We start from the raw sequence: 24,015 nt of genomic DNA on the forward strand, positions 1-24,015 counted from the left end.
TGAACCCCTGTCCCCCAAGGACCGTCGGACGGCGGCGCATCGCCGCCCGCCCCGAGCACGGCACCGCGCGCCACCATCCGACTCCGGCGCACCCGCCCCGATTTCTCACGCCGAATAACGACCCACACTCGGCGAGGGCTTCCGTCACCGAAACCCTCGTCGTCCCCTCGCGGCGAATCGCTGACCACAAGGGTGATCAAACGGTCACGCGGCGTCAACACCCGTTCGGGGATTTATCGCTTACACCCTGTTTGTCTGCGGGCGCGCACAGAAGCACGTCCCGGCGCACGGATTCGCCGTCCACGAGGGGACGGCAGCGCTTTCCGCGACCGCGCACCAGGCCATCGGCATGTTCACGAGACTCCGGTCATCCGTGCGCCGGTCACACCGCCTCGAACGCCAGCCCCTCATACGCCGAAGCGCCGTCCCCGTAGGTCGTCGCACCCTCCCGGGGAGAGGCACACCGGTCCAGTTCGCACCAGATGCGCTTGCCGACGCCTTCGGGGCTCCAGCCCCAGCGGTCGGCGAGTCCGTCGACGAGGGCGAGGCCCCGGCCGCCCGTCTGCTCACCGTCCACGCACCGCGGCACCGGGGCGCGGTCGCTGCGGTCGGCCACCTCGAGGCGTACGGTGGCCGACGCCGCCTCCACGGGCGGCAGGGACAGCCGCAGCACGGCCGGACAACCGGTGTGCACCACGGCGTTGGTGACCAGTTCGGAGACGAGCAGGATCAGAATCTCCGCGAGCGGCTCGTCGTCCCCTATGCCGGACCCGGCAAGGCGCGAGCGGGCCCACTTCCGGGCTCGCCCGACCTCAGCGGGGTCGGGCCGGATCTCCAGCTGCACTTGAAGCACCTGCACCGCTCACACCATCCGAACCGGCGGACACATAGCCTCGCGCCTCACGAGGGCCACGATCGTAGCCATTTTTTGCATGGCCAGAACAATGGCCAAAGCCTGGGTCACGGAACGTGAATCCCTTATGAGACAGCATGGTTGACGTACAGTCACGCCAACAAGCGCTTCGGGCATATTCCAGCGCGAAGGAGTACCCGTGCGGGATACTGTGCGACGCTCGTTGGGGGAAGTCGAACAGGCAGCGGCCGAGGGCCTTTCTGCCCTGCGAACAGGGGCGCGCACCGCCGGATCCGGAGCCGCCCCTGAGGCAACACCGGCATGGCTCATGCTCGGAACCATTCGCATCCCACACAAGGTACCGGAGGGGCAGTCCGACTCCGGGACGTGACGAGTCACACCTAGGACACAACCCGATATCAACGCTCCGTGATTCCGGTATGCCACAATCCGCGACATCCGTCCCGGCCGTCTCGGCGACACCCCAGCGCAATGCCCCTCCGCGCCGCTCAGCCCACCAGATCGGCCGCGAGAGTCTCGTTACTCTCCGTGTTGTCGCCGCAACGTTGAGCCCGCACCCAGGCCCGTTTCAGGTGCAGGTGGACCTCGCTTTCCCAGGTGAACCCCATCCCGCCGTGCACCTGGAGGCAGTCCCGGGTGCCGCGCACGGCGGCCTCGTCGGCGAGCAGCCGGGCCGCCGCGATGTCCACCGGGTCGGCGGTGACGGCCGCCGCGTACACCGCGGCCCGGGCCACCTCCGCCCGCACCAGCATCTCGGCGCACAGATGCTTGACCGCCTGGAAGGCCCCGATCGGCTGCCCGAACTGCTCACGCGTCCGGGCGTGTTGCACGGCCAGCTCGCACGCGCGCGTGGCGGTGCCGAGCTGCTCCGCGGCGGTGAGGAGTACGGCGACGGGGTCCGGGGAGCCCGAGCCGCCGACGGGGCCCCGAGAGTCCGAAGTGGCGACGAGGTCCGGAGACTGTGAGATGGCGACGGGGTCCGGCGAGCCCACGGCCACCCGGTGCAGCGGCGTCAGCGGATCCACCGACCGCAGCGGTACGGCACCGGCCGCCTCCCCCAGTACGACGTCCGCCTCCGCCAGCCATTCCACCAGCCCCCCGTCGACGGCGGCCACCACCACCTCCCCGGTCGCCGCCCCGGGCACGGCCCCCGCCGCCAGATGCGTGGCCACCAGCGGCCCGGGAAGCAGCACCCGCCCCGCCTCCTCGAAGGCCAACACCGTCTCGGGAAGCCCGAGTCCGACCCCGCCGTCGGCCTCCGGCAGCCGCAGTGCGAAGAACCCGGCCGCGCCGAGCTCCCGCCACAGCGCGCGGTCCAGCCCCGGCGCCGCCACGGCCGCCCGCAGCGCCTCGCGGTCGAAGCGGCGTGCCAGCAGCTGTCGTACGCCGTCCCGCAAGGCCCGCTGGTCCTCCGTCAGTCGGAAAAGCACGTCATCGCCCCTCGGCTCGCACGTCATCGCCCCTTCGGCAGTCCGAGGATCCGCTCGGCCACGATGTTCCGCTGGATCTGCGAGGTCCCGGCCGCGATGGTGTACGACAGCGAGGACAGCCGGTCCAGGGTCCACGGCCGGTCCAGGTCGAGACAGTCCGGGCCGAGGACGTCCGCGGCGGCGTCGTACAGCTCCTGGCGGGCCTGTGAGTACCGCAGCTTGAAGACCGAGCCCCCCACGCCCGGTACGCCGCCGCTCGCCTCCGCCTCGCTCACGTTCCACTGCGTCAGCCGCCACAGGGCACGGAACTCGGCATTGAGCCCGCCCAGCCGCCGCCGGAGCGCCGGATCGTCCCAGCGCCCGGCCTTCCGGGCCATGCGGGCGAGTTCGCCCAGCACGCGCCGACAGGCGACCACCTCGCCCACGAAGGCCGTACCGCGTTCGAAGGACAGCGTCACCATGGTCACGCGCCAGCCGTCGTTCTCGTCGCCCACCCGGTTGGCGACCGGCACCCGCACCTCGTCGAGGAACACCTCGGCGAACTCGGTGGACCCGGTCAGGGTCCTGAGCGGCCGTACGGTGATCCCCGGGGCGTCCATCGGCATGGCGAGCCAGGTGATCCCCCGGTGCTTGGGCGCGTCCGGGTCGGTGCGCACCAACAGCTCGCACCAGTCGGCGACTTCGGCATGAGAGGTCCAGATCTTGGACCCGGTCACCACGTACTCGTCGCCGTCCCTGCACGCGCGCGTGCGCAGCGCCGCGAGGTCGCTTCCGGCGTCCGGTTCGCTGAAGCCCTGGCACCAGACCTCCTCGCCGCGCAGCACGGGCGGCAGCCAGCGTGCCCGCTGTTCGGGTGTCCCCTCGGCGGCGATGGTGGGCCCGGCGTGGAGGAGTCCGACGAAGTTGGCGCCCACATAGGGGGCGCCGGCCTTCTCGGTCTCCTCCAGGAAGATCAGATGCTGGGTCGGGGTGGCACCCTGGCCTCCCGCGTCGACCGGCCAGTGCAGACCGGCGTACCCGGCGTCGTAGAGCATGCGCTGCCAGCCGAGGTCGTAGGCGCGGCGCCCGGGCCAGTCGTCGGGCGACGGCTTCGGCGGCAGCGTGGGCAGCAGCTTCGCCAGCCACTCCCTCAACCGCGCCCGGAACTCCTCCTCCTCGGGCGAGTACGCGAGATCCACGGGCGGCCCCCTCGACACGCACCTGACGCTCCATCAGACAGGACTGCCGGGAAGGCTAGCCCCGCACCCCTGGACCGACAAGGCACCGAGCCCTACGCTCTGCCCACCATCTGACTACCCGTCAGCTACACAGGGGGCCGTTGTGAACGACACCGCCCGCGCACTCGGCGCGTCCCGCACCCTCTGGGACCTGGTCACCCGCCGCGCCGACCTCACCCCCGACCGCCCGGTCATCCTCCAGGAGGAGCGCGCGCTGAGCTTCGGAGAGCTGCGCCACCGCTCCGAGCGGGTGGCAGCGGGCCTGTACGACCTCGGCGTACGCTCCGGCACGGTCGTCGCCTGGCAGCTGCCCACCCGTATCGAGACGGCGTTGTTGTCCTTCGCGCTGGCCCGCCTGGGCGCCGTACAGACACCGATCATCCCCTTCTACCGGGACCGCGAGGTCGCCTTCGCGCTACGGGAGTCGAAGGCGGAGTTCTTCGCGGTATCGGGCGAGTGGCGCGGCTTCGACCACACGGAGATGGCGCGGCGGCTCGGCGCGAAGGGGGTCATCGAGGCGTACGACCGCCTGCCCGACGGCGATCCGTCCGTGCTGCCTCCGCCGCCCGCCGAGGGCACCTCGGTCCGCTGGATCTACTGGACCTCGGGCACCACGTCGTCCCCCAAGGGCGTACTGCACACCGACCGTTCACTGATCGCGGGCGGCTCCTGCCTCGCCCACGCGCTGCGTCCCACCGCCTCCGACGTCGGCTCGATCGCCTTCCCGTACGCCCATATCGGCGGGCCGGACTACATGGTGATGCTGCTGCTGTACGGCTTCCCGGCGGTGATGTTCGAGCAGTTCGCGCTGCCGGACGCGCTGGAGGCGTACCGCGGGCACGGCGTGACGATCGCGGGCGGGTCGACGGCGTTCTACTCGATGTTCCTGGCCGAGCAGCGGAGGCAGCCGGGCGTCCCGGTCATCCCCTCCCTGCGGCTGCTCGCGGGCGGCGGGGCGCCCAAGCCGCCGGAGGTGTACCACGCCGTCGTGCGGGAGATGGGGGTGCAGCTGACCCACGGGTACGGCATGACCGAGGTGCCGATGATCACGATGGGGGCGCCGGACGACACGCCGGAGATGCTGGCGACGACGGAGGGGCGACCGCCCGAGGGGATGGAGATACGGATCGTGGACGGGGAGGTGCGGTTGCGGGGGGAAGCCGTGTGCCGGGGATATCTGGATCCGGCACAGACCGCCGAAGCCTTCGACGAGGAGGGGTTCCTGCGCACCGGGGACCTCGGGCGTCTGACGGAGACCGGGCATCTGGTTCTCACCGGCCGGCTCAAGGACGTGATCATCCGCAAGGGCGAGAACATCTCGGCGAAGGAGATCGAGGACCTGCTGCACCGGCTTCCGGGCGTCGGCGACGTGGCCGTGATCGGGCTGCCGGACGCGGAGCGCGGTGAGCTGGTCTGTGCCGTGATCGAGGCGGCGGAACAGCCGTCCGGGGCCGAGGAGTTGACCCTGAAGACGGTGACGTCGTATCTGCGCGCGGAAGGGCTGTCGACGCACAAGCTGCCGGAGCGGCTGGAGGTGGTGGACGCCCTTCCGCGGGGCGAGACGCTGCGGAAGGTGCTCAAGTACAAGCTGCGGGAGCGCTATTCGGGTGCGGTGGGGTGAAGGCCGCTCAGCGACGTGAACCCACGGTCACTCGGGGACGTGAACCCGCGGTCACTCGGGGACGTGAACCCGCGGTCACTCGGGGACGGTGAAGTACCGCGCGAAGGCTGTCACGATCTCGCTCTCGCCGATCCTGCCGTCGCCATCCGCGTCGAGCGCGGTCGCGGCGGTCTGGGCGACGTCCTGGGGGACACCCAGGATCACGAGCACGCGCGCGATGTCCTCGACGGTGGCCGCGCCGTCCCCGTCCGGGTCGGCGACGGCGAGTGCCGCGTGCAGGAAGGGCCGGGCGATCTCGGCGAAACCCTCGGGGTTGTCGCGCAGGCGCTTGACCGCGCCGCCCACGAACTCCTCCCGGGTGATGCGCTGGTCGCCGTCCCGGTCCGCTATGCCGGCCATGCCCTGCCAGAACGCCTCGGCACCGAGGTACAGGGCCTGGCCCTTGTCGGACCGGGCGGCCGTGCCGAACTCCGTGAGCAGCGCCTTGGCCGCCACATTGAAGTCCTCGCGGTCGATGTAGCCGTTGCCGTCCTGGTCGAAGGTGGCGAACCGGGCGGCGATCCTGCGCTCGTACTCGCTGCTGACCATGTCGTTTGGTGCCGCCTTACATGACGTCGTCGGGGTCTGTCTCGCACGGAGCGTACGACGCGGAAGGCACCGAGGGCGCGGGAAAGCGACGCTTGTGCCAAGACCGGGGGAATTTCGGGACAACGGTGTGGCAGAGCGTGGCTGACCCGGGCCTCACGCCGACAGGGGGTCGGCCTCTTCGGCCACCGCCGATTCGAGGTTCGGGTGGACGTCGAAGAGCCGGCGGACGCCCAGCGCGCCGAGGACCCGGTTGACGTGGGAGCCGTCCTCCGCGCCGTGGGCCGGGAGGATCAGACGAAGTCGGCCCTGGCAGGAGCGGAGAAGGCGGCGGGAGGCAATGAGGACGCCGACGCCGCTGGAGTCGCAGAAGAAGACCTCGGAGAGGTCGAGGACGAGGCTGTGACCGCCCTCGGCGATCACGTCGTGCACCCGCTGACGCAGCACCGGCGACGTCACCAGATCCAGCTCGCCCGACACCCTGAGCACGGCCCACTCGCCCTGCCCACCACCGGTCACATTGAACGCCACCACCATGCCCTTCGCTCGCCGGAAAGCAAACGGAAGCTGTCCCTACGCTTCCTTGCAGCGCGGCTGCCCAGCGGCCGTTCCCTGAAACCCGGGCCCAGAAACGGAAACAAATCCAAAGAGGCTTGTTTCCATCGCATTCGATCCTGTTCGATCAGGTCTGATCGCGCGGCGTGGGGGTAGGAGCCGCCTTCGAGGCTGTGCACTCAGGCGTATCGAGGCGACTCGATACGCCTCGAGATCCACTACCACCTCGCGGGCCCGGGGGGCGCGCAATGGAACAAAGGGGCGTGCACTGTCGGAGGTGCCGACTACATTCGTGGAGACGGTGAGCGCAGGCTTGACAGGGACACGAACCAGGACAACGGCAGGGTGAGGGGTGAGGGGGCCGCATGGCGAAGAAGGACGCACCGCCCCGCTGGGACCGCAAGATGCAGCAGCGGCTCGCACGCGGTGAGGCGGCCGCCCTCGGCGAGTTCTACGACCGCTTCGCCTCCCTCGTGCACGGCCTCGCCCACCGTGTCCTCGGCGACGAACGCGCCGCCGACGGCATCACCCGCGAGGTCTTCGCGCACGTCTGGGAGCACCCCGACGCCTACGACCCCAAACAGGGCCCCCTGCGCACCTGGGTCGCCACGCTGACCCACCGCCTGGCGGTGCAGCGGCTGCGCGCCACCGAGACCGCCGCCCTGACCCAGGAGGGCCGCGGCACCACCGAGGACCTGGAGCGCAAGGTCCGCCATGCCTCGGTCGCCGCCCGCGCCGACTACATCGTCCAGTCCATGCCCGTCCCCCTGCGCGCCGCCCTGGAGCTCGCCTACTTCCAGCGCCGCGACTACCGCCAGACCGCCGTCGACCTCGGCGTCACCGAGGACGAGGCCCGCCGCCGGCTCCGCCTCGGCCTGCAGCTGCTCTCCACCGCCCACGACGCCGGAGCACCGCCCGGATACGGAGGTGCGGCATGAGCGACGAGGGCCGGTTCGACGCGTACGAGCACGGCGGGGACGAGGGAGAGACCGGGCAGGACGGCGAGGAAGGCCAGGAGGTGTACGACGGCTCCCGCAAGCCCGACGACGACATGGGCGCCGACAGGTGCCACGGCCAGGGCGGGTACGGCGGTCCTGGCAACGGCTCCGGCGGCGGACCCGGCAACGGCCCCACCCCCGGCCCCGGCCGATCACCCCGCATACCCATGCCCCGCGCCTCCGTGGAGGACGGCGGCCGCCCGCTGCCCGCGCCGGCGGAATCGCCCGCGCCCGCCCCGCCGCTCCTCCTGGAGCACCAGGTCCTGAAGGCGCTCCTCGGGGCGTGGGCGCTGGCCGCCTGCTCTCCGGAGGAGACACTGGCCGTCGAGGACCACCTCGGCGACTGCGGGAGCTGCGCCGACGAGGCCCTGCGCCTGCGCGAGGCGGTCGGCCTGCTGCAGCGCCCGGAGAGCCTCGACCTGGACCCCGGCCTGCGCACCCGCGTCCTGGAGGGCTGCCTCGACCGGCGCCCGCCCCGCATCCCGGTGCCCGACTGGGCGACACCGTACGACGCCGAGACGGCCCGCCTGGACGCCCTGCTCCAGGACATAGGCGACGCCGAATGGCACGCGCCCGTGCGGTTGCGCTGGTTCCAGGCCAACGAGGCGACGAGCCGTCGTACGACGGTCGCCGGGGTCATCGCACACCTGCTCACCGTCGACGGACTGGTCGCGATCGCCCTCGGCCTCGACGACCCGCTGGGCGAGGTGAGCGCCGATGCCCCCACACCGGCCGGACGCACCGAGGCGTACTGGCGGGCCTCGCACTTCCCGCCGACCCGGTCGGTGCGCGTGCCCTGGCGGGAGCAGAGCCACGACCTGGTGCGCACGGTGTCCTTCACGGGCGGCGGCGCCGGCCGGCCGGCCGTCTCGTACGGCGCCTTCGAGCTGCCGCTGCGCGACGCGATGCTGGACCGCGCCTTCGAGTGCTGGGTGCACGCGGAGGACATCGCCGAGGCGGTGGACTACCCGTACGGCCCGCCCTCCCCGCGCCACCTCAACCGCATGATCGACCTCGCGGCACGCATGCTGCCCGCCGCGCTGGCGGTACGGCGCCGGACCGGGCTCGCTTCACCGGCCCCCGGCCGGCACCTCGTCCCGGCCGGCGAGCCCGGCCGGACCCTGCGCCTCGAGATCGAGGGCCACGGCGGCGGCGAGTGGCTGATCCCCTTGGACTCCCCCGCGGCGATCGGCTCCGCCGATCGCGAGATCGCCCACGTCGCCCTGGACGGCGTGGAGTTCTGCCGCCTGGCAGCGGGCCATGTGTCTCCGACGGAGGCGGCGGCAGGCCAGCTCGGCGACAGGGAGGCAATCAGGGATGTGCTGTTCGCGGCGGCGTCCCTGAGCCGGATGTAGGGACGGGTTGCGGATCCGTCGGCGGCTGCGGGTGCGTGGGGGCTGCTCGCGCCCGCGCGGCGGAGCCGCACATCGATACAGTCCCGCCCCCCATGAGGTGGGACCAGCTGCTCGGCCTTCAGCCTTCAGGGGCGCGGGGAACTGCGCGACCAGGGCCTCACGCACCCGCAGCCGCCCGCGAACCCCAGCCCCACGAGTTCTTAGGCGAACACAACCGTCCGGCGCCCGTTCAGCAAAATCCGCCGCTCCGCATGCCACTTCACGGCCCGAGCCAACGCCTGACACTCCACATCACGCCCGATCGCGACCAGCTGGTCCGGCGTCACGTCGTGAGACACCCGCTCGACCTCCTGCTCGATGATCGGCCCCTCGTCCAGATCCGCCGTCACATAGTGCGCGGTCGCACCGATCAGCTTCACACCGCGGGCGTGCGCCTGGTGGTACGGCTTCGCGCCCTTGAAGCTCGGCAGGAAGGAGTGGTGGATGTTGATGATCCGGCCGCTGAGCGCCTTGCACAGATCGTCGGAGAGCACCTGCATATAGCGGGCGAGAACGACCAGCTCGACGTTCTCCTCGTGCACAAGCTCGAGGAGCCGCGCCTCGGCCTCCGCCTTCCTGTCCTTCGTCACCGGGATGTGGTGGAAGGGGATGTCGTACGACCCCACGAGCTCGGCGAAGTCCGTGTGGTTGGACACCACGGCGGCGATCTCCACCGGCAGCGCGCCGATCCGGGCGCGGAAGAGCAGGTCGTTCAGGCAGTGCCCGAACTTGCTGACCATCAGCACGATGCGCATCTTGTCGTCGGCCCGGTTGATCTGCCAGTCCATGTGGAAGGCGTCACCGATCGCCGCGAAGCTGGCCCGCAGTTTGTCCACGGTCACCGGCGCCTCGGCCGAGAAGTGGACCCGCATGAAGAACAGTCCGGTGTCGTGGTCGCCGAACTGCTGACTGTCCTCGATGTTGCAGCCGGTCATGAAGAGGTAGCTCGACACGGCGTGCACGATGCCCTGCTTGTCGGGGCAGGAGAGGGTCAGGACGTACTGCTCGGCGGGAGCGGCGGCTCCGGTGGACTGCGCGTTCATGCAGGACAGGGTCGCATATCCGACGCCCGGGCCGTCCCGCCGTCTCGTCGCGCAGACCGGTTGCCCAGACCGCTTGCCCAGACCGCTTACGCAGACCGCGTCAGGATCCGCAGCACCTCGAGGGTGCTCGGCGGAGCGTCCGGGTCCTCCCCGTCGGCCGCAGCCAGCCGTAGGTGCGCGTCGCGCGCCGCCCGTACCGCGTCCGGCCACCCCTCGTGGTCGACGTACACGGAGACCGGGGCGTCCGGCCCGACCTGGTGCATGATCCGCAGCACCCGCAGGACGGCGGTGTCGACGAGGGCCGCCTCCTGGGAGTCCCGGAAGATCGTGCCGACGTACTTCTCGGCGGACCAGTTGTCGAGCCAGGTGTCCTCGACCAGGCGGTACACGGCGTCGGTGACGTCCCCGTACCCGTCGACACCGGCGAGCCAGACGTTCTGCTGGAAGACCGGATCGGAGAGCATGTGCAGCGCGGAGCGCACATTGCTGCGCCAGCGCCACCACGGCATGTCGTTCTGTGGCATGTCGCCCATGGTGGACGAGCGACGGCCGCGACGGGAAGAGTTCTCCGAACCTTGCACGGTCACCGATCGTACGTTCTCCCCCTCAGCAGCCCCACCGGCGCCCCGCTGTTCACCTGCGCGTCACCATCGCATAACCAAGGGTCACTCCCGGGTTAGCAGTGTGACGGAAGCGTGTGTGCCCATGACCGGCAGGCGACGCATCCGCAGCACCTTTCTCCCCACGTTCACCCGGCCCACCAGAGCCACGGCCCGAGCCGCGGGGGCGTTGGTGGCGTGCGCGTCACTGGCGGCCGGCTGCGGGGTCGTCCCCGGGGTCACGGGGGGCTCCGGGGACGCTCCGATCAAGGTGATGACCTGGGCCCCGCAGGACACCAACGCGACCAACAAACCCGGCATGCCCGCCTTCGCGCAGGCGTACGCCCGCTGGATCAACGCCCAGGGCGGCATCAACGGCCGCAAGCTCACCATCCTGACCTGCAACGACCGCAACGACAGCGTGGCCGCGGCGAAGTGCGCCCGGCGCGCGGTCAAGGAGAAGGTCGTCGCGGTCGTCGGCTCCTACAGCCAGTACAGCGACTCCTTCTTCCCGCCCCTGGAGGGAGAGGGCATCCCTTACATAGGCGGCTACGGCGTCACCACCGACGAGTTCACCAGCCCTCTCTCCTACCCGGTCAACGGCGGCGCCCCCACCCTCCTGGCCGGCCTCGGCAAGGCCCTCGCCCCGAGCTGCGGCCCCGTGGCCCTCGTACGGCCCGACACCATCGCCGGTGACGAGCTGCCGGTGCTGCTCGACTCCGGCCTGACGGCGGGCGGGCACACGGTCGCGGAGGACCTGCGGGCGGCGGAGGACGCCACCGAGTACTCGAAGCAGTCGGAAGCGGCCCTGAAGAGCACGACCACCGACCCGGCGAAGAGGGGGTGCGTGGTCCCCTCGATCGGCGACCGCACCGGCACCTTCATGGACTCCTTCCGCCGCGCCCGCGAGGACTACCCGGACGTACGCACCGGCACGGTCCTCGGCAGCGTCGACCAGACGGTGATCGACGCCTCCGGCGGGCGGTCCGGGCCGTACGAGGGGTCGTACATCACCGGCTGGTACCCGGTGGAGACCGACGCCCGCTGGGACGCCATGAAGAAGGTCATCAGCGAGAAGGCCTTCGGCGACAACCGCATCGACCCGGCGGACGCCGGGGTGCAGACGACCTGGATCGCCTACACGGTGTTCAAGGCGGCCGTCGAGTCCCTGGGCGACGGAGAGGTGAGCGCCGACGCCGTGAGCCGGGCCCTGGACGACGGGCTCAAGGTCCGAACGGGCGGTCTGACGCCGACGCTCCGCTGGGAGTTCAAGGCCGCGCTCGCCTCCGCCGGTTTCCCGCGCCTGGTCAACACCGACGTGACGCTGCAGGTCGTACGGGAGGGGCGGCTGGTGTCGGCCAAGAAGGGCTTCACCGACGTGACGGACACGCTGAAAAACGCGGACCTGGGCTGAGGGGCGGGGCGCCGGACGCCCCTCGGCCGCGGGTCCGGTTCACAGCTGGGTCGGCTGGCGCTCCGTCAGGCCGTACTGCTTGGCGATCGCGTTCCACAGCTGGGCGGCCTTGGTCTTCTCGGTGCTGGCGGTGCCGCTCGCCCGGTTGCCGGCCTGCGTCTGGGCGGTCACGCGCGCCTGCCCGTTCCTGCAGCCCTTCTTGCCGGCCGCCTGGTCGGCCCACGCCGCGTAGTGGCTGTCGGCCGACGCGGACGCCTGCCACGCCTTGGTGAGCGCGTCGGTCAGCGCGGCATGGTTGGGCAGCTTGTCGACCGTGAGCCCGGAGAGCCGGGTGACCAGGTCGGTGCGCTGCTGGGCGGCGGCGCGCAGGTCCTTGGCCGCCTGGCCGAGGTTCTTGCACGACTTGACGGCGGCCACCGCGCTGATCACCGAGGTACGGCTGTTCCCGCTGTCCGCCAGCAGCTTGTCCAGCGCTACGGCCTGCTCCTTGGCCGGGTCCGCCGACGGCGAGGCCGACCCGTCGGTCGCGGGGGCCGTGGCGGAGACGGTCTGGTTCTTGTCGCCCTTGTCGCCGCCGCCACCGGCGAGCAGCGCACCCGCGCCGATGCCGAGGACGGCGATGCCGATCCCGACGGCGGCGATCAGCGGGACCTTGGAACGGCCGCCCCGTCGGCCGCCGTCACCGCCGTCGTCGTACATGGGGGCCTGGGGCGGGTCGGCGTACGGCGGCTGAGCGGACTGTCCGTACGGCGGCTGGGCGCCGGGGGCGGCCCCGGGCTGCTGGAAACGCGGCAGTTGCTGTGTCGCCCCGGCGGGGGCCGCACCGCCCGGCCCGCTGCGGAAGAGGCTGTCGAACTCGGCGGGCGGCTGCCGGTCGCCACCCGCCTGCCCGGGCACGGGCGCGATGTACTGGGTGGCCTCGGCGTCAGGGCCGGACGCGGGCGGCAGCGGGCCGGCGGACGGCATGGGACCGGCCGACGGCATCGCACCGGCGGCGGGCTGGGGTCCCGCTCCGCCGCGGGGGCCGCCGCCCTGCGGGGCACGGCCCAGGAACTGCGTCGACTCGCCGGGCGACTCGGCGTGCACCTCGGGCGGCAACGCCCCGGGCCCCACCGGCGGGATGTACTGCGTCGCCCCCTCCTCGGCGGCGGCCGCGACGGGCGGGATGTACTGGGTGACGCCCTCGTCGGCGGGCGGCAGGGGGGCGGCGTGACCGCCACCGCCGTGCACGACGGGCGGAAGGGGGGCGTTCGAGGGGCCGCCCTGCCTGGGCGCCGGGAGGGCGTCGTTCGGGGCGGCATGTCCAGCGGGCGGCTGGGGCGCACCGGCGCCGGGAGAGCCGTACGGGTCGGCGGGCGGGAGTGGCGCCCCGGCGGCGGAAGAGCCGTAGGGGTCAGAACCGTAGGCACCGGCGGGCGGCGAGGCGGCGCCCTGACCGCCGCCGTGACCGGCGGCGGGAGAGCCGTAGGCGTCGGCGCCTGCCGGGCCGTACTGGCCTGTCGGCGGCGTGGGAGAGCCGTACGCGTCGGTGCCGTACGCCTGTGCGCCTTCCGGCTCCGGCGGCAGGTTGCCGCCCGGCGCGCCCCAGGACTGGTCGGGGCTGTTCCACGACTGCTCGGGGGTGCTCGGCCAGCCCTGGCCCGGCGGCGGGGCCGGCGCCTGGTGCTGGTCGGGGCCCCACGGGGTGCCCCAGGGCTGACCGCCGGCCGGACCGGGGGCCTGGCCGGACGTCTGGCCGGACGGCGAACCGGGCGCCTGCGCGTGATGACCGGCGCCGGACTGCGGACCGCCGTACCCGCTCTGACCGCCGTAGCCGCCCTGACCGCCGCCGTATTCGCCCTGACCGCCGCGGTACTCGCTCTGCCCCTGACCGCCGCCGTATTCGCTGTTTCCGCCGTATCCGCCCCTCATTCCCGGCAGCAGGGGTTCCCCGCCGTCGGAGGGCAGCACGACGCCTTCGCGCGCTTCGCGCGGCGAGGGCTCTTCGCCCTGTCCACTCTGGGTCACCGGGACTCCTACTAATGGGGGACTTCGGAATCGTCGGCTCACGCTACCGGGTCCCCGGAGCCGGGTGCCACGCACCTCATCACGTGACCTGCGTCCCTGTGACAGCAGTAACAGATCACCATGCACGCGGTGACAGAACCGGCCTCCCGTCCGCTACATACGGCCCCCAGCCACCTCCGACACCTTCGTTTCCCTGCCGTTCACGTCCCCGTACCCCGCGCTCTCACGCCGCCGCCTGAAGGTCGAGGCGGGCCCCGAACTCCCTTACCACGGCCTCCTCCCGGAACGGCTCCAGACGCTGCTGGAAGTCGTCGAGGTACTCGGCGCCCCGGTTGGAGCGGAGGGTCTCCAGCAACTCCACCGCTTTCAGGCCGGTGTTGCAGGCCTGTTCCACCTCGCGCTGCTGCACCTGCGCGGTGGCCAGCAGGAGATAGCCGATGGCCCTACGGCGGGCCCGCGACTCGGGGTGCCCGGCCAGCGACTCCCGCGCGCACCGCGCCGCCGCCTCGGCCTGTCCCAGGTCCCGGTGGCAGTGCGCCAACTCGTCGGCGAGATAGGCCTCGTCGAAGTGGGCGATCCACGCCGGGTCGTCCCCGGCGGACGGGTCGGCCTGTTCCAGCGCGCTCACCGCCCGCCCGGACGCCGCCTGGGCCGACGGCGCGTCGCCCATCAACGCGTGCCCCCGCGCCTCCGCCGCGTGGAACATCGCCTCCGCGCGCGGAGTGGCGTGCCCACGCGCCCCCTCCTGCGCCGCCCGCGCCAACTGCGCGATCTCACGCGGGTTTCCGAGCTGGGCGGCGAGGTGGCTCATGGAGGCGGCGAGCACGTACCCGCCGTAGCCCCGGTCACCGGCCGCCTGGGCGAGCCGCAGGGCCTGGATGTAGTAGCGCTGGGCCAGGCCGGGTTGGCCGGTGTCGACGGCCATGTAGCCCGCGAGTTCGGTCAGTCGGGCCACCGCGGCGAACAGGTCGCGGCCGACCGCCTCCCGGTAGGAGCCTGCCAGCAGCCCGGACACCACACTGTTGAGGTAGTGCACGACGACCGGGCGTACGTGCCCGCTGCCGTACTGGTGGTCCAGGTCGCACAGCGCCTGGGTCATCGCGCGCACCGCCGCCACGTCGGACTGCCCCACCCGCGGCCCCGCCGAACGCGCCACCTGCGAGTCGGGCGCGGAGATAAGCCAGTCGCGGCTCGGCTCGACCAGCGCGGACGCGGCCACGGAGGAGCCGGACAGGAAGTCCCGGCGGCCCACGTCACTGCGCCACAGTTCGCAGACCTGCTCGATGGCTCCCAGCACCGTCGGCGAGAACTGGAGGCCGACGCCCGAGGCGAGGTTCTTGCCGTTGGCCATGCCGATCTCGTCGATCGTGACCGTACGGCCGAGTTTGCGGCCGAGTGCCTCCGCGATGATCGCCGGAGCGCGGCCGCGTGGCTGCTGTCCGCGCAGCCAGCGTGCCACGGACGTCTTGTCGTACCGCAGGTCGAGACCGTGCTCGGCGCCGCACATGTTGACCCGACGGGCGAGCCCCGCGTTGGAGCAACCCGCTTCCTGGATGAGCGCCTGCAGCCGTTCGTTCGGCTGCCGCGCGACGAGAGGCCTTGCGGCCATGGCGTACCCCCTGTGGCTGCGGTGCCTGCCCGCGCACCGAGTTGACGTGTCTTCCACCGAACAGATCCGGCCGTGAAGATCAATGCCCCGCCGACACAGCGAAAATGCGAGGCATGCGAGGATTGCCGGGGTAAAGGCGGATGCCGGCCCCACACCTGGCTACCCAGCTCACGCTCCGCTTCCTCCTGCGCGCCCCCACACATGCATCCATGCGCCCCAGATGCGGAACGGATGCTCCTCCCCCGCGCGCGCTACAGCCGTAACCCGAGGTGGGCGCGGGAGTTGTGTTCACCGTGGAAAAGACGATCGCGGGCACCGAAGCCGCTCAGATTCCGAAGCAGCGCGGGGAATCGCTGCTGGAGACAGCCGTACGCTACGCCGAGGAGCGCCACTGGGACGTCTTCCCCGGCACCTGGCTGGAAGCCGCTGACGGGATGCAGCACTGCTCGTGCGGCGACGCCGCGTGCGCCGAGCCCGGCGCGCATCCGGCGCGGGAGGACTGGGCGACGCAGGCGACCGGCAGTGCGACCGTTGCCCGCCGGATGTGGCAGAAGCAGCCGACGGCGTCCATCCTGCTGCCGACCGGGCGGACGTTCGACGCGATCGACGTGCCGGAAACCGCGGGTTTTCTCGCGCTGGCGCGGATGGAGCGGATGGAGTTGACGCTGGGTCCCGTGACGTTGACGCCGGATCGCCGGATGCAGTTCTTCGTGCTGCCGGGGGCGTCGGTGAAGGTGCCGGAGCTGGTGCGGAAGCTGGGCTGGTCGCCGTCGTCGCTCGATCTGGTCGCGCTGGGTGAGGGGGCGTACGTCGCGGGGCCGCCCACTCGGTTCGGGTCCCGGGGAGCTGTGCAGTGGGCCTGCCGGCCCACGTCGGCCAATCGGTGGCTGCCGGACGCGGAGGAGTTGATCTCGCCGCTCGCCTATGCGTGCGGGCGGGATCGGTAGTTCCGCGGCTACGGGTGCGTCGTAGCTTGTCGCGCCCACGCGGCGGAGCCGCATCTCAGACACAGTCCCGCGCCCCTTCCACCGTAGGGTTCACCCATGACGTCGGGAGCAGTGACGGGTGCAGCGGCCGTACGTGTGCGGGGGCTCTGGAAGCGGTTCGGGCAGCAGGTCGCCGTGGCCGGGATCGATCTGGATCTGCCTGCGGGCAAGTTCATCGGGCTGGTCGGGCCCAACGGGGCCGGGAAGACCACCACGCTCTCCATGATCACCGGGCTGCTGCGGCCCGACCACGGGTCCGTCGAGGTCGTCGGGCACGACGTGTGGCGGGATCCGGTGGAGGTGAAGGCCCGGATCGGGGTGCTGCCGGAGGGGCTGAGGCTGTTCGAGCGGCTGTCGGGGCGTGAACTGCTCGCCTACTCGGGGCGGTTGCGCGGACTGCCCGGTGCCGAGGTCGACAAGCGGGTCGCCCAGCTCCTCGACGTCCTCGACCTGGCGGGCGCGCAGCACAAACTCGTCGTCGACTACTCGACCGGCATGCGCAAGAAGATCGGGCTCGCGGCCGCGCTCCTCCACAACCCCGAAGTGCTGTTCCTCGACGAGCCGTTCGAGGGTGTCGACCCGGTGTCCGCGCAGATCATCCGGGGTGTGCTGGAACGCTACACCGCCTCCGGCGCCACCGTCGTCTTCTCCTCCCACGTCATGGAGCTCGTCGAGTCGCTGTGCGACTGGGTCGCGGTGATGGCCGCGGGCCGCATCCGCGCCCAGGGCACGCTCGCCGAGGTCCGCGGCGACGCCCCCACCCTGCAACGCGCGTTCCTCGAACTCGTCGGCGCGAACGCCCGCGACACCGGTTCCCACCTCGACTGGCTGGGCGGCGGGGCGACCCGATGAGCACCACCACGGCATCCATCACCCCCGTTGTCGTACGGCTGAAGCTGTCCCTGCTGCGCAACGGGCTGCGGCAGTCCAGTGGCCGACGGGCCGCCTACGTCGCCTCGGTCGTCGTCGTGCTGCTCTTCTCCGCGCTCCAGCTGATCGGCCTGATCGCGCTGCGCGGGCACGAACACGCCGCGTCCGTGGTGGTGCTGCTGGTCGCGGTGCTGGCAGCGGGCTGGGCGGTGATGCCGCTGTTCTTCCCCGGCGGCGACGAGACCCTCGACCCCACCCGCCTGGTCATGCTGCCGCTGCGGCCCCGCCCGCTGGTACGGGCGCTGCTCGTGTCCTCGCTGGTCGGCATCGGGCCGCTGTTCACGCTGTGCATGCTCGCCGGTTCCGTCGTGTCGGTGGCCCACGGCGGTGTTGCGTACGTCGTCGGAGTCGTCGGAGTCGTCCTCGCGCTGCTGGTCTGCGTGGCGCTCGCGCGGACCGTCGCCGCCGCCAATCTCCGGCTGCTGACCAGCCGCAAGGGCCGGGATCTCGCGGTGCTGAGCGGGCTGGTCGTCGCCGTCGGGGCGCAGGTCGTCAACTTCGGCGCGCAGCGGCTGGCTTCCGGCGGACTCGGCCAGCTGGACGGGCCGGCCGACATGCTGAAGTGGGTGCCGCCCGCGTCGGCGATCGGGGCGGCGGACTCCGCGAGCGAGGGGTCGTACGGCGTCGCCGTCCTCCAACTCGCCCTGACCGCCGCGGCCCTGATGGCGCTGCTCCTCGTATGGTCTCGGCATCTGACCCGGCTGATGACCGCGCCGGACGGCTCCACGCTCCGGTCCGCCGACTCCAGCGCCCGCGAGCGGACCTCGACCGGCCTGTCCCGGCTGCTGCCCTCCACCAGAGCCAAGAGCCTGGGAGGTACCCCCAGCCGCACCGGGACGGTCATGGAACGCAGCCTGCGCTATGTGTGGCGCGACCCCAAGACCAAGGCGGCCTGGGTGACCTCCCTCGCCATCGGCCTGATCGTGCCGGTGTTCAACGCCTTGCAGGGCAGCGGCTCGATCTACTTCGCCTGCTTCGCCGCCGGGATGCTCGGCGTGCAGATGTACAACCAGTTCGGTCAGGACACCTCCGCGTTCTGGATGGTCGCGCTGACGATCTCCTCGACCCGGGACGCCTACGTCGAACTGCGCGCCCGCGCGCTCGCCCTGCTGGTGATCACCCTGCCGTACGCCACCCTCGTGACCGTCCTGACAACGGCGCTGCTCGGCGACTGGCCGAAGCTGCCCGAGGTGCTCGGCCTGTCCTTCGCCCTGCTCGGCGCGATGCTGGCGACCGGCGCGTGGACGTCCGCACGCTTCCCGTACTCCATCCCGCAGGAGGGCTACAAGAACGTGGCCCCCGGACAGTCCGGTCTCGCCTTCATGGCCATCCTGGGAGGCATGGTCGCGGCGGCCCTGCTCTGCGCCCCCGTCATCGTCGGCACGATCTGGCTGAACGTCAGCGAGGGCGGCGACGAGTGGAGCTGGCTGATGCTCCCGGTGGGAGCGGTCTACGGGGCGGCGATCACCGTGGCAGGGCTGCGATTGGCAGCCCCACGCACTGCTCGTCAGCTGCCGGAGATCCTTATGGCGGTCAGCAAGGGGTGAGCTTGGCGGGGCAGGGCGGGGGGAGGGCTTGGGCGGGGCCTTGTGACGGGCCTTGAGACGGGGCCCTGCAGCCAGGCTCTGCAGCAGAACCGCTGGAGCCGGGCCCTTGGGCGGCGCCCGAGAAACCGACGTCGGCCGCAGCCCCCAGGGGTGCGCGGGGAACCGCGCGACCAACCCCCGAGCGCCCGCACTCGGCACACCGCACACCCCCCCGTAGCCGCCGGCCCGCCGGACCTTGCAGCCGGGTCTGGAGCGAGGCTCTGGGATGAGGCTCTGGGGCCGGTTTCAGCCGGTGACGTCCGCGAGGATCGTGTCCAGGAAGGGCTCGACCGCGCCTCGCCAGGCTTCGGGCTGGTCGTAGTGCACGAGGTGGCCGGCGTCGGCGACCTCCGCGTACTGGCCGCGGGGCAGCACGCGGACCATCTCCTGGGCCTCGGCTCGGCCGAGTTCGCCGTCGAGGCCGCGGACGACCAGAGCGGGGCACTGCACCTGGGCGAGCTCCTCCCAGTGGGCGTCGTACACCCAGGTCTCGCGGGACTCGAGCATCTGCTCCGGCTCGAAGACGGGGCGCCAGCCGTCGGGGGACTCGTGCATGACCTCGGCGTAGAACTCGCCGCGGGCCGGGTTCGGGCGCTCCACCCAGGGGTCGTCCTCGCCGAACCACTTGCGGACGTCGGCGAGCGTGGCGAAGGGGACGGGCCAGGCCTTGAACCAGTCCTCCCACTCGCGCTGCGAGGCGGCGCCGAGCGCGGAGGCCCGCATGTCGCAGATGATCAGCCCGCGGACCAGGTCGGGGCGTTTGGCGGCGAGCTGCCAGCCGGTCAGAGCACCCATCGCGTGGCCGATGAGCACGGCCGGCCCGAGCCCGAGCTGTTCGAGGGCGGCCTCGGCGTCCTCGACGTACGCCTCACGCGTGTAGGAGGCCCGCGGGGGCTTCTCGCTCTGGCCGTGGCCGCGCTGGTCGAGGGCGACGGCGCGATGCCGCTCGGAAAGCCAGCGGGCGGTGGACGCCCAGTGCGAGGCACGGCCCATCAGGCCGTGCAGTAACAGCACGCCGGGGGCCCGCTCGGGCTCCCCGGGGCCGGACGGCGGCGGCGCGTCCTGCCCCGCGGCCCGTCCCTCCACGGCCTGTTTGGGTACGTCACGCCTTAATACGTCCTGCTTCAGTACGTCCTTCGCCGGGTCGGTCTTGGGAGGGTCGCCGAACTCCCAGGCGGCGAGGCGTACGCCGCCCGCCCCGGTCACGTCGATGCGTCGCGCCATGTGGTCCTGGCACCCCCCTAGCTCCGCTCGGACCGCTCGCTCCCGCTCCAGTCGGCGGGTTCCGTGAACCGCGTCCTGTCTGCCGTGTCTGTCGCGCCTGCCCCACACCCCTGTAGCGCAGGTTCCACGTGGTGCGTCACCCGCAGACTATCGAATACGTATTCGAAAATAACCCTCTCGCCGACAACACCCCTCGTTCGAGTGACCGCGCTCAAGGAATGATCGCCGCCGCCGAGGGGAGATCTTCAGCGGGAGGCGGACCGCTCGGGGAAAACGGTCCGAAGGGGATGACCCTGAGAGCTCGGGGCTCCGGGTCAGCACAGGGGAGGACAGGCCCCGGCGCCACAAGGCGCCGGGGCCTTCCACACGTCTGCGGCACATCTTCCCGCCCCCTCCCCGGCCGGACACGGCATCGCTGCCGGACCGCGACCAAGAGCCCTCAGGTCATATGCCTCACGCGACAGCCTCGCACGGGAAGCGTCCGAGCGCTGCGATTCGGCACAGTGAATCTTGCATTCGACGAGATCCCCGGCAGGCCGCCAGATGACCCCAATCACCCCACCAGTCTCAGCAGTTGAGGCGGTGATCGACAGGGTCGGTCGCACCGCCGAACCACTCTGCGACCGCTCGAGGACCACTCAGGGACTGCTCATCGACCGCTCAGCGCTTGGCGACGAACACGTGGGACGCCACGTCCGCCTCGAGCTCCGCCGCCTCGCCGCCGCTGCCCACGAGCACACCGCCCGCCGACTCCGTCACGCTCACCACCGAGCCGGGCTGCACCCCCGCCCGGCGCAGCGTGTACATCAGCTGCGCGTCCGTCTGGATCGGTTCGCCGATCCGGCGCACGACGACCGTCTTGCCGTCGATACCCGGGTCGAGATCCGCCAGCGACACCATTCCCTCGTCCAGGAACGGATCCGCGCCGTCCTTCTCGCCCAGCTCCTCCAGACCCGGGATCGGGTTGCCGTACGGCGACTCGGTGGGGTGGCGGAGCAGCTCGAGCACCCGCCGCTCGACGGCCTCGCTCATCACGTGCTCCCAGCGACACGCCTCGGCGTGCACCTGCTCCCACTCCAGACCGATCACGTCGACGAGCAGACACTCCGCGAGCCGGTGCTTGCGCATCACGCGCGTGGCGAGCCGACGACCCTCGTCCGTGAGCTCCAGGTGACGGTCGCTGGCGACTGACACCAGTCCGTCGCGCTCCATCCGCGCCACCGTCTGGCTGACCGTCGGCCCGCTCTGGTCGAGCCGCTCGGCGATCCGGGCGCGCATGGGGACCACACCTTCCTCCTCCAGCTCGAGGATGGTGCGGAGATACATCTCCGTGGTGTCGATCAGTCCGGACATACGTGCCCCTTGATGAGATCTGCCGGAAGCACGACAGCTTCCCGGTTTGTGCGCTGGCCCTGGCATCAATTCTGCCGGATACCACTGACAACCGTGCCGCGCCGTTGAAACCAAGCGGTTACGGGGCGGTTCTCACGGCCGTATTGACATCCCACTGGTCCAGACCGCACGGTGATCCGCGACACAGACTCCCGACCCTCCGAAGGGGCCCGCATGAGCGACAGCACGCCGGCCGGTCAGTTCTTCGACGCCGCGATCGGCCTGCTGCAACGGGTCCGGGACGAGGAGGCCGGGAACATCGACGCGGCCGGTGTGCTCCTCGCCGACACCGTCGCCTCCGGCGGCCGCCTCTTCGCCTTCGGCGCCGGCCACTCCTCCCTCGCCGCACAGGACGTCGTCTACCGCGCCGGCGGCCTCGCCCTGATGAACCTGCTCGCCGTCCCGGGCGTCGTCGGCGTCGACGTCATGCCCGCCACACTCGGCTCCGCCCTCGAACGCGTCGACGGCCTCGCGAGCGCCGTCCTCGACTGCTCCCCCGCCCGCGCGGGCGACGCCCTCGTGATCATCTCCCTCTCCGGCCGCAACGCGCTCCCCGTCGAGATGGCCCTGACCGCCCGCGACCTTGGCCTCAAGGTCATCGGCGTGACATCGGTGGCATACGCCTCCGAGACGACGTCCCGCCACCTCTCCGGCACGTACCTCAAGGACCACTGCGACATCGTCCTCGACTCCAAGATCGCCATCGGCGACGCGGAACTCACCCTCGACACCATCCCCGCCCCCTTCGCCCCCGCCTCCACGGTCGTCACCTCGGCCATCCTCCAAGCCGTCATGGCCACGGCCGCGGCAAGCCTGGCCGACCGCGGCATCGAACCCCCACTGCTGCGGTCCGGGAACGTGGACGGGGGCCACGAGTGGAACAAGCAGGTGTTCGAGAAGTACGCGGAGCGGATCTTCTACCGGCGCTGACTTCATGGGCCTGTGCTGGTGCTGCCGGGCGGGTTCGCCCACCGGCACCAGCAGGGTGCCGCTGCGCCCACCCTCCCCCATCGCCCCAGCGGCACGACTGCCCGCAGCTACGGCAGCCTCCGAACCGACGTCCTACTCCCGCCCCGACACCTCCGCCAAATCCAACGCGGACCCGATCCGAACGGCCACATCCTCCGCGTACACCGCGTCCTGCCGCTCGAACTGACTCCGCCCCGCCCCCCGCAGAAACGTCACCACCCCGAACGTCCGCCCCCGACTGCGCAACACCGCACACAACGCGTGCACCGCGTCCGCGGGCCACTGCCGAGCCAGCGCCCACTCCCGGGCCTCCTCCGCCGGCACCGCCCCCACACTCGCCCGCACCGACCCGATCCGCTCCACGCACTGCAACGCCGGATGCCCCTCCTCGTACCGCACCGGCAGCCCCGCCTGCCCGGTCAGCAGGCTCGGCCCGGGCGCCCCGGAAGGCGTCACCGCGACCCGCACCAGCCGTACGGAATCCGTCCCCGCCTCGTCCGCCACCGCACCACCCGCGACCCGGTCGATCAGCGCATGGTCCGCGAACCCGGCAAGCGCGAAGTCCAGGTGGACGGCCGCCGCCTCCCGCGGATCCTCACACTCGGCGGCGGCCCGAGCGGCCCGGTGCAACTGATTCGTACGGAACCGCAGCAGCGACGCCTCCTGCTCGGCCTGCTTGGACTCGGTCACATCCTGGAACAGCCAGCCCACACCGAGCGGCACAGGCTCCTCCGCGAGCGGCGACGCCAACCGCACGAACCCACAGCGCCAGCAACGCCGCTGCTCGCCGTCCGGCGTCCGCACACTCACCCAGATCTCGGCGGGCGCGGGCGGCGCACCCTCGGCCAGCACATGCGTGAGCGCGCTCTCCAGCTCCTCGACACCCTGAGCGAGCAGATCCCCGAGAGGCCGCCCCAGTACCGACGTACGCCCGATGCCCAACGCCCGCGCCGCATGCGCGTTGACGACGGCCGGCCGCAGATCCGCGTCGACCAGCACCACACCCCAGGACGCGTCCTCGAACAACGCCTCGCTCAACGCGATCGACCGCTCCAGATCGATCTGCGTGTGCACCTCGCTGAAGGCGCAGTACACACCCGCGGGCTTCCCGTCCGGCCCCCGCACAGCCGCCGACTGCGTCCGTACGAGCACCCGCCCGCCGTCCTTCGTCAGCAGCGCGAACTCGTGGACCTGCCGCCCGGGAGCGTGCATGGCGGACAGCAGCCGCCCCTCCACCTCCTCGGCGTCGGCACTGCGCACCGCCCACCCCGCGAACCCGTGCCGCCCCACCGCCTCGGCGGCGGTCCACCCGAGGATCCGCTCCGCCTCGCGATTCCAATGGGTCACCACCCCGTCCGCGTCGAACGCGCACAACGCCGCGTCCATCCCGTCGAGCAGCGCGGCCAGCAGATCCGAGCCGTCCGAACCCTCCGGACCATCCCGCTCGGGCTCGTCCGGCCCGATCTCGTCGGTGGTCCCACTACGCCGGGAAGCACTCACCTGGACCCCCTGCAGGCTGCCGCGCCCGCACGTACGGCACGGCACGTCGGTTCGCTCACTAACAATCATCTAACTGGAACGT

At 71.7% G+C, this 24,015-nt stretch carries 20 protein-coding genes; 8 read left to right on the forward strand and 12 right to left on the reverse strand.

Features of this window, described 5'->3' with window-relative positions; genetic code table 11:
- Positions 1 to 382: 382 nt before the first annotated feature.
- The 3 genes from ACFYO2_RS30135 to ACFYO2_RS30145 all read right to left on the reverse strand — a co-directional run bounded on the left by ACFYO2_RS30135 (position 383) and on the right by ACFYO2_RS30145 (position 3,482).
- Positions 383 to 844 (reverse strand): ATP-binding protein, encoded by a 462-nt coding sequence (locus tag ACFYO2_RS30135; protein WP_388355446.1) that lies wholly within the window; start codon positions 842 to 844, stop codon positions 383 to 385.
- A gap of 518 nt (positions 845 to 1,362) precedes the next feature.
- The gene (locus tag ACFYO2_RS30140; protein WP_388355317.1) at positions 1,363 to 2,304 is read right to left on the reverse strand and encodes an acyl-CoA dehydrogenase family protein; all 942 of its coding nucleotides are present in this window, start codon (positions 2,302 to 2,304) and stop codon (positions 1,363 to 1,365) included.
- A gap of 23 nt (positions 2,305 to 2,327) precedes the next feature.
- A complete protein-coding gene (locus ACFYO2_RS30145; protein ID WP_388355318.1) occupies positions 2,328 to 3,482 on the reverse strand; it encodes an acyl-CoA dehydrogenase in 1,155 nt (384 codons plus the stop codon).
- 142 nt (positions 3,483 to 3,624) lie between these two features.
- On the opposite strand from ACFYO2_RS30145, the gene ACFYO2_RS30150 reads away from it, so the two are divergent.
- Positions 3,625 to 5,142 carry a class I adenylate-forming enzyme family protein gene (locus ACFYO2_RS30150; protein ID WP_388355320.1) on the forward strand — a complete coding sequence of 506 codons (1,518 nt, stop codon included), beginning with the start codon at positions 3,625 to 3,627 and terminating at the stop codon, positions 5,140 to 5,142.
- A gap of 75 nt (positions 5,143 to 5,217) precedes the next feature.
- Here ACFYO2_RS30150 and ACFYO2_RS30155 read toward each other — a convergent pair whose 3' ends face one another.
- Together ACFYO2_RS30155 and ACFYO2_RS30160 are read right to left on the reverse strand one after the other, a co-directional pair.
- Positions 5,218 to 5,730, reverse strand: coding sequence for an EF-hand domain-containing protein (locus ACFYO2_RS30155; RefSeq protein WP_388355321.1), 513 nt, complete (start codon positions 5,728 to 5,730; stop codon positions 5,218 to 5,220).
- 153 nt (positions 5,731 to 5,883) lie between these two features.
- Positions 5,884 to 6,264, reverse strand: coding sequence for an STAS domain-containing protein (locus ACFYO2_RS30160; protein WP_388355323.1), 381 nt, complete (start codon positions 6,262 to 6,264; stop codon positions 5,884 to 5,886).
- A gap of 383 nt (positions 6,265 to 6,647) precedes the next feature.
- Here ACFYO2_RS30160 and ACFYO2_RS30165 point away from each other — a divergent pair, with 383 nt between their 5' ends.
- Both ACFYO2_RS30165 and ACFYO2_RS30170 read left to right on the forward strand, forming a co-directional pair.
- Positions 6,648 to 7,220 (forward strand): sigma-70 family RNA polymerase sigma factor, encoded by a 573-nt coding sequence (locus ACFYO2_RS30165; RefSeq protein ID WP_388355325.1) that lies wholly within the window; start codon positions 6,648 to 6,650, stop codon positions 7,218 to 7,220.
- Complete coding sequence (locus ACFYO2_RS30170) at positions 7,217 to 8,635, forward strand: maleylpyruvate isomerase N-terminal domain-containing protein (protein WP_388355327.1); 1,419 nt, start codon at positions 7,217 to 7,219, stop codon at positions 8,633 to 8,635. Before ACFYO2_RS30165 ends, ACFYO2_RS30170 begins: the two co-directional genes overlap by 4 nt.
- A gap of 200 nt (positions 8,636 to 8,835) precedes the next feature.
- On the opposite strand, the gene purU is transcribed toward ACFYO2_RS30170, so the two are convergent.
- Together purU and ACFYO2_RS30180 are read right to left on the reverse strand one after the other, a co-directional pair.
- Positions 8,836 to 9,717 (reverse strand): formyltetrahydrofolate deformylase, encoded by an 882-nt coding sequence (gene purU / locus ACFYO2_RS30175; protein ID WP_388355329.1) that lies wholly within the window; start codon positions 9,715 to 9,717, stop codon positions 8,836 to 8,838.
- Between the two features lie 86 nt (positions 9,718 to 9,803).
- Positions 9,804 to 10,304: a hypothetical protein gene (locus ACFYO2_RS30180; RefSeq protein WP_388355331.1), complete on the reverse strand. Its 501-nt coding sequence runs from the start codon at positions 10,302 to 10,304 to the stop codon at positions 9,804 to 9,806.
- A 118-nt stretch (positions 10,305 to 10,422) separates the two neighbouring features.
- On the opposite strand from ACFYO2_RS30180, the gene ACFYO2_RS30185 reads away from it, so the two are divergent.
- Positions 10,423 to 11,730, forward strand: coding sequence for an ABC transporter substrate-binding protein (locus ACFYO2_RS30185; protein ID WP_388355333.1), 1,308 nt, complete (start codon positions 10,423 to 10,425; stop codon positions 11,728 to 11,730).
- Between the two features lie 39 nt (positions 11,731 to 11,769).
- Here the strand turns inward: ACFYO2_RS30185 and ACFYO2_RS30190 are convergent, their stop codons facing one another.
- Together ACFYO2_RS30190 and ACFYO2_RS30195 are read right to left on the reverse strand one after the other, a co-directional pair.
- Entirely contained in the window at positions 11,770 to 13,737 is a 1,968-nt protein-coding gene (locus ACFYO2_RS30190; RefSeq protein ID WP_388355334.1) for a hypothetical protein, read from the reverse strand.
- Between the two features lie 223 nt (positions 13,738 to 13,960).
- Positions 13,961 to 15,346: a transcriptional regulator gene (locus ACFYO2_RS30195; RefSeq protein ID WP_388355335.1), complete on the reverse strand. Its 1,386-nt coding sequence runs from the start codon at positions 15,344 to 15,346 to the stop codon at positions 13,961 to 13,963.
- Between the two features lie 284 nt (positions 15,347 to 15,630).
- On the opposite strand from ACFYO2_RS30195, the gene ACFYO2_RS30200 reads away from it, so the two are divergent.
- The 3 genes from ACFYO2_RS30200 to ACFYO2_RS30210 all read left to right on the forward strand — a co-directional run bounded on the left by ACFYO2_RS30200 (position 15,631) and on the right by ACFYO2_RS30210 (position 18,809).
- A complete protein-coding gene (locus tag ACFYO2_RS30200; protein WP_388355337.1) occupies positions 15,631 to 16,293 on the forward strand; it encodes a bifunctional DNA primase/polymerase in 663 nt (220 codons plus the stop codon).
- A 96-nt stretch (positions 16,294 to 16,389) separates the two neighbouring features.
- Positions 16,390 to 17,184: an ABC transporter ATP-binding protein gene (locus tag ACFYO2_RS30205; protein ID WP_388355339.1), complete on the forward strand. Its 795-nt coding sequence runs from the start codon at positions 16,390 to 16,392 to the stop codon at positions 17,182 to 17,184.
- Entirely contained in the window at positions 17,181 to 18,809 is a 1,629-nt protein-coding gene (locus tag ACFYO2_RS30210) for a transporter (protein ID WP_388355341.1), read from the forward strand. Before ACFYO2_RS30205 ends, ACFYO2_RS30210 begins: the two co-directional genes overlap by 4 nt.
- Positions 18,810 to 19,094: 285 nt before the next feature.
- On the opposite strand, the gene ACFYO2_RS30215 is transcribed toward ACFYO2_RS30210, so the two are convergent.
- Both ACFYO2_RS30215 and ACFYO2_RS30220 read right to left on the reverse strand, forming a co-directional pair.
- A complete protein-coding gene (locus ACFYO2_RS30215) occupies positions 19,095 to 20,072 on the reverse strand; it encodes an alpha/beta fold hydrolase (RefSeq protein WP_388355343.1) in 978 nt (325 codons plus the stop codon).
- A gap of 660 nt (positions 20,073 to 20,732) precedes the next feature.
- Positions 20,733 to 21,425: a metal-dependent transcriptional regulator gene (locus ACFYO2_RS30220; protein WP_388355344.1), complete on the reverse strand. Its 693-nt coding sequence runs from the start codon at positions 21,423 to 21,425 to the stop codon at positions 20,733 to 20,735.
- A 213-nt stretch (positions 21,426 to 21,638) separates the two neighbouring features.
- On the opposite strand from ACFYO2_RS30220, the gene ACFYO2_RS30225 reads away from it, so the two are divergent.
- Positions 21,639 to 22,394, forward strand: coding sequence for an SIS domain-containing protein (locus ACFYO2_RS30225; RefSeq protein ID WP_388355346.1), 756 nt, complete (start codon positions 21,639 to 21,641; stop codon positions 22,392 to 22,394).
- Between the two features lie 132 nt (positions 22,395 to 22,526).
- Here the strand turns inward: ACFYO2_RS30225 and ACFYO2_RS30230 are convergent, their stop codons facing one another.
- Positions 22,527 to 23,933 carry a PAS domain-containing protein gene (locus tag ACFYO2_RS30230; RefSeq protein ID WP_388355348.1) on the reverse strand — a complete coding sequence of 469 codons (1,407 nt, stop codon included), beginning with the start codon at positions 23,931 to 23,933 and terminating at the stop codon, positions 22,527 to 22,529.
- Positions 23,934 to 24,015 lie beyond the last annotated feature (82 nt).

Source organism: Streptomyces sp. NPDC006602 (assembly GCF_042870385.1).
Classification (GTDB): Bacteria; Actinomycetota; Actinomycetes; order Streptomycetales; family Streptomycetaceae; genus Streptomyces.

Bases quoted from the DNA above. Each gene is read 5' to 3' on its own strand.
- ACFYO2_RS30155 (WP_388355321.1), bottom strand. From the start codon at position 5,730: ATGGTCAGCAGCGAGTACGAGCGCAGGATCGCCGCCCGGTTCGCCACC.
- ACFYO2_RS30160 (WP_388355323.1), bottom strand. From the start codon at position 6,264: ATGGTGGTGGCGTTCAATGTGACCGGTGGTGGGCAGGGCGAGTGGGCC.
- ACFYO2_RS30165 (WP_388355325.1), top strand. From the start codon at position 6,648: ATGGCGAAGAAGGACGCACCGCCCCGCTGGGACCGCAAGATGCAGCAG.
- ACFYO2_RS30170 (WP_388355327.1), top strand. From the start codon at position 7,217: ATGAGCGACGAGGGCCGGTTCGACGCGTACGAGCACGGCGGGGACGAG.
- purU (WP_388355329.1), bottom strand. From the start codon at position 9,717: ATGAACGCGCAGTCCACCGGAGCCGCCGCTCCCGCCGAGCAGTACGTC.
- ACFYO2_RS30185 (WP_388355333.1), top strand. From the start codon at position 10,423: ATGACCGGCAGGCGACGCATCCGCAGCACCTTTCTCCCCACGTTCACC.
- ACFYO2_RS30195 (WP_388355335.1), bottom strand. From the start codon at position 15,346: ATGGCCGCAAGGCCTCTCGTCGCGCGGCAGCCGAACGAACGGCTGCAG.
- ACFYO2_RS30205 (WP_388355339.1), top strand. From the start codon at position 16,390: ATGACGTCGGGAGCAGTGACGGGTGCAGCGGCCGTACGTGTGCGGGGG.
- ACFYO2_RS30210 (WP_388355341.1), top strand. From the start codon at position 17,181: ATGAGCACCACCACGGCATCCATCACCCCCGTTGTCGTACGGCTGAAG.
- ACFYO2_RS30215 (WP_388355343.1), bottom strand. From the start codon at position 20,072: ATGGCGCGACGCATCGACGTGACCGGGGCGGGCGGCGTACGCCTCGCC.
- ACFYO2_RS30220 (WP_388355344.1), bottom strand. From the start codon at position 21,425: ATGTCCGGACTGATCGACACCACGGAGATGTATCTCCGCACCATCCTC.
- ACFYO2_RS30225 (WP_388355346.1), top strand. From the start codon at position 21,639: ATGAGCGACAGCACGCCGGCCGGTCAGTTCTTCGACGCCGCGATCGGC.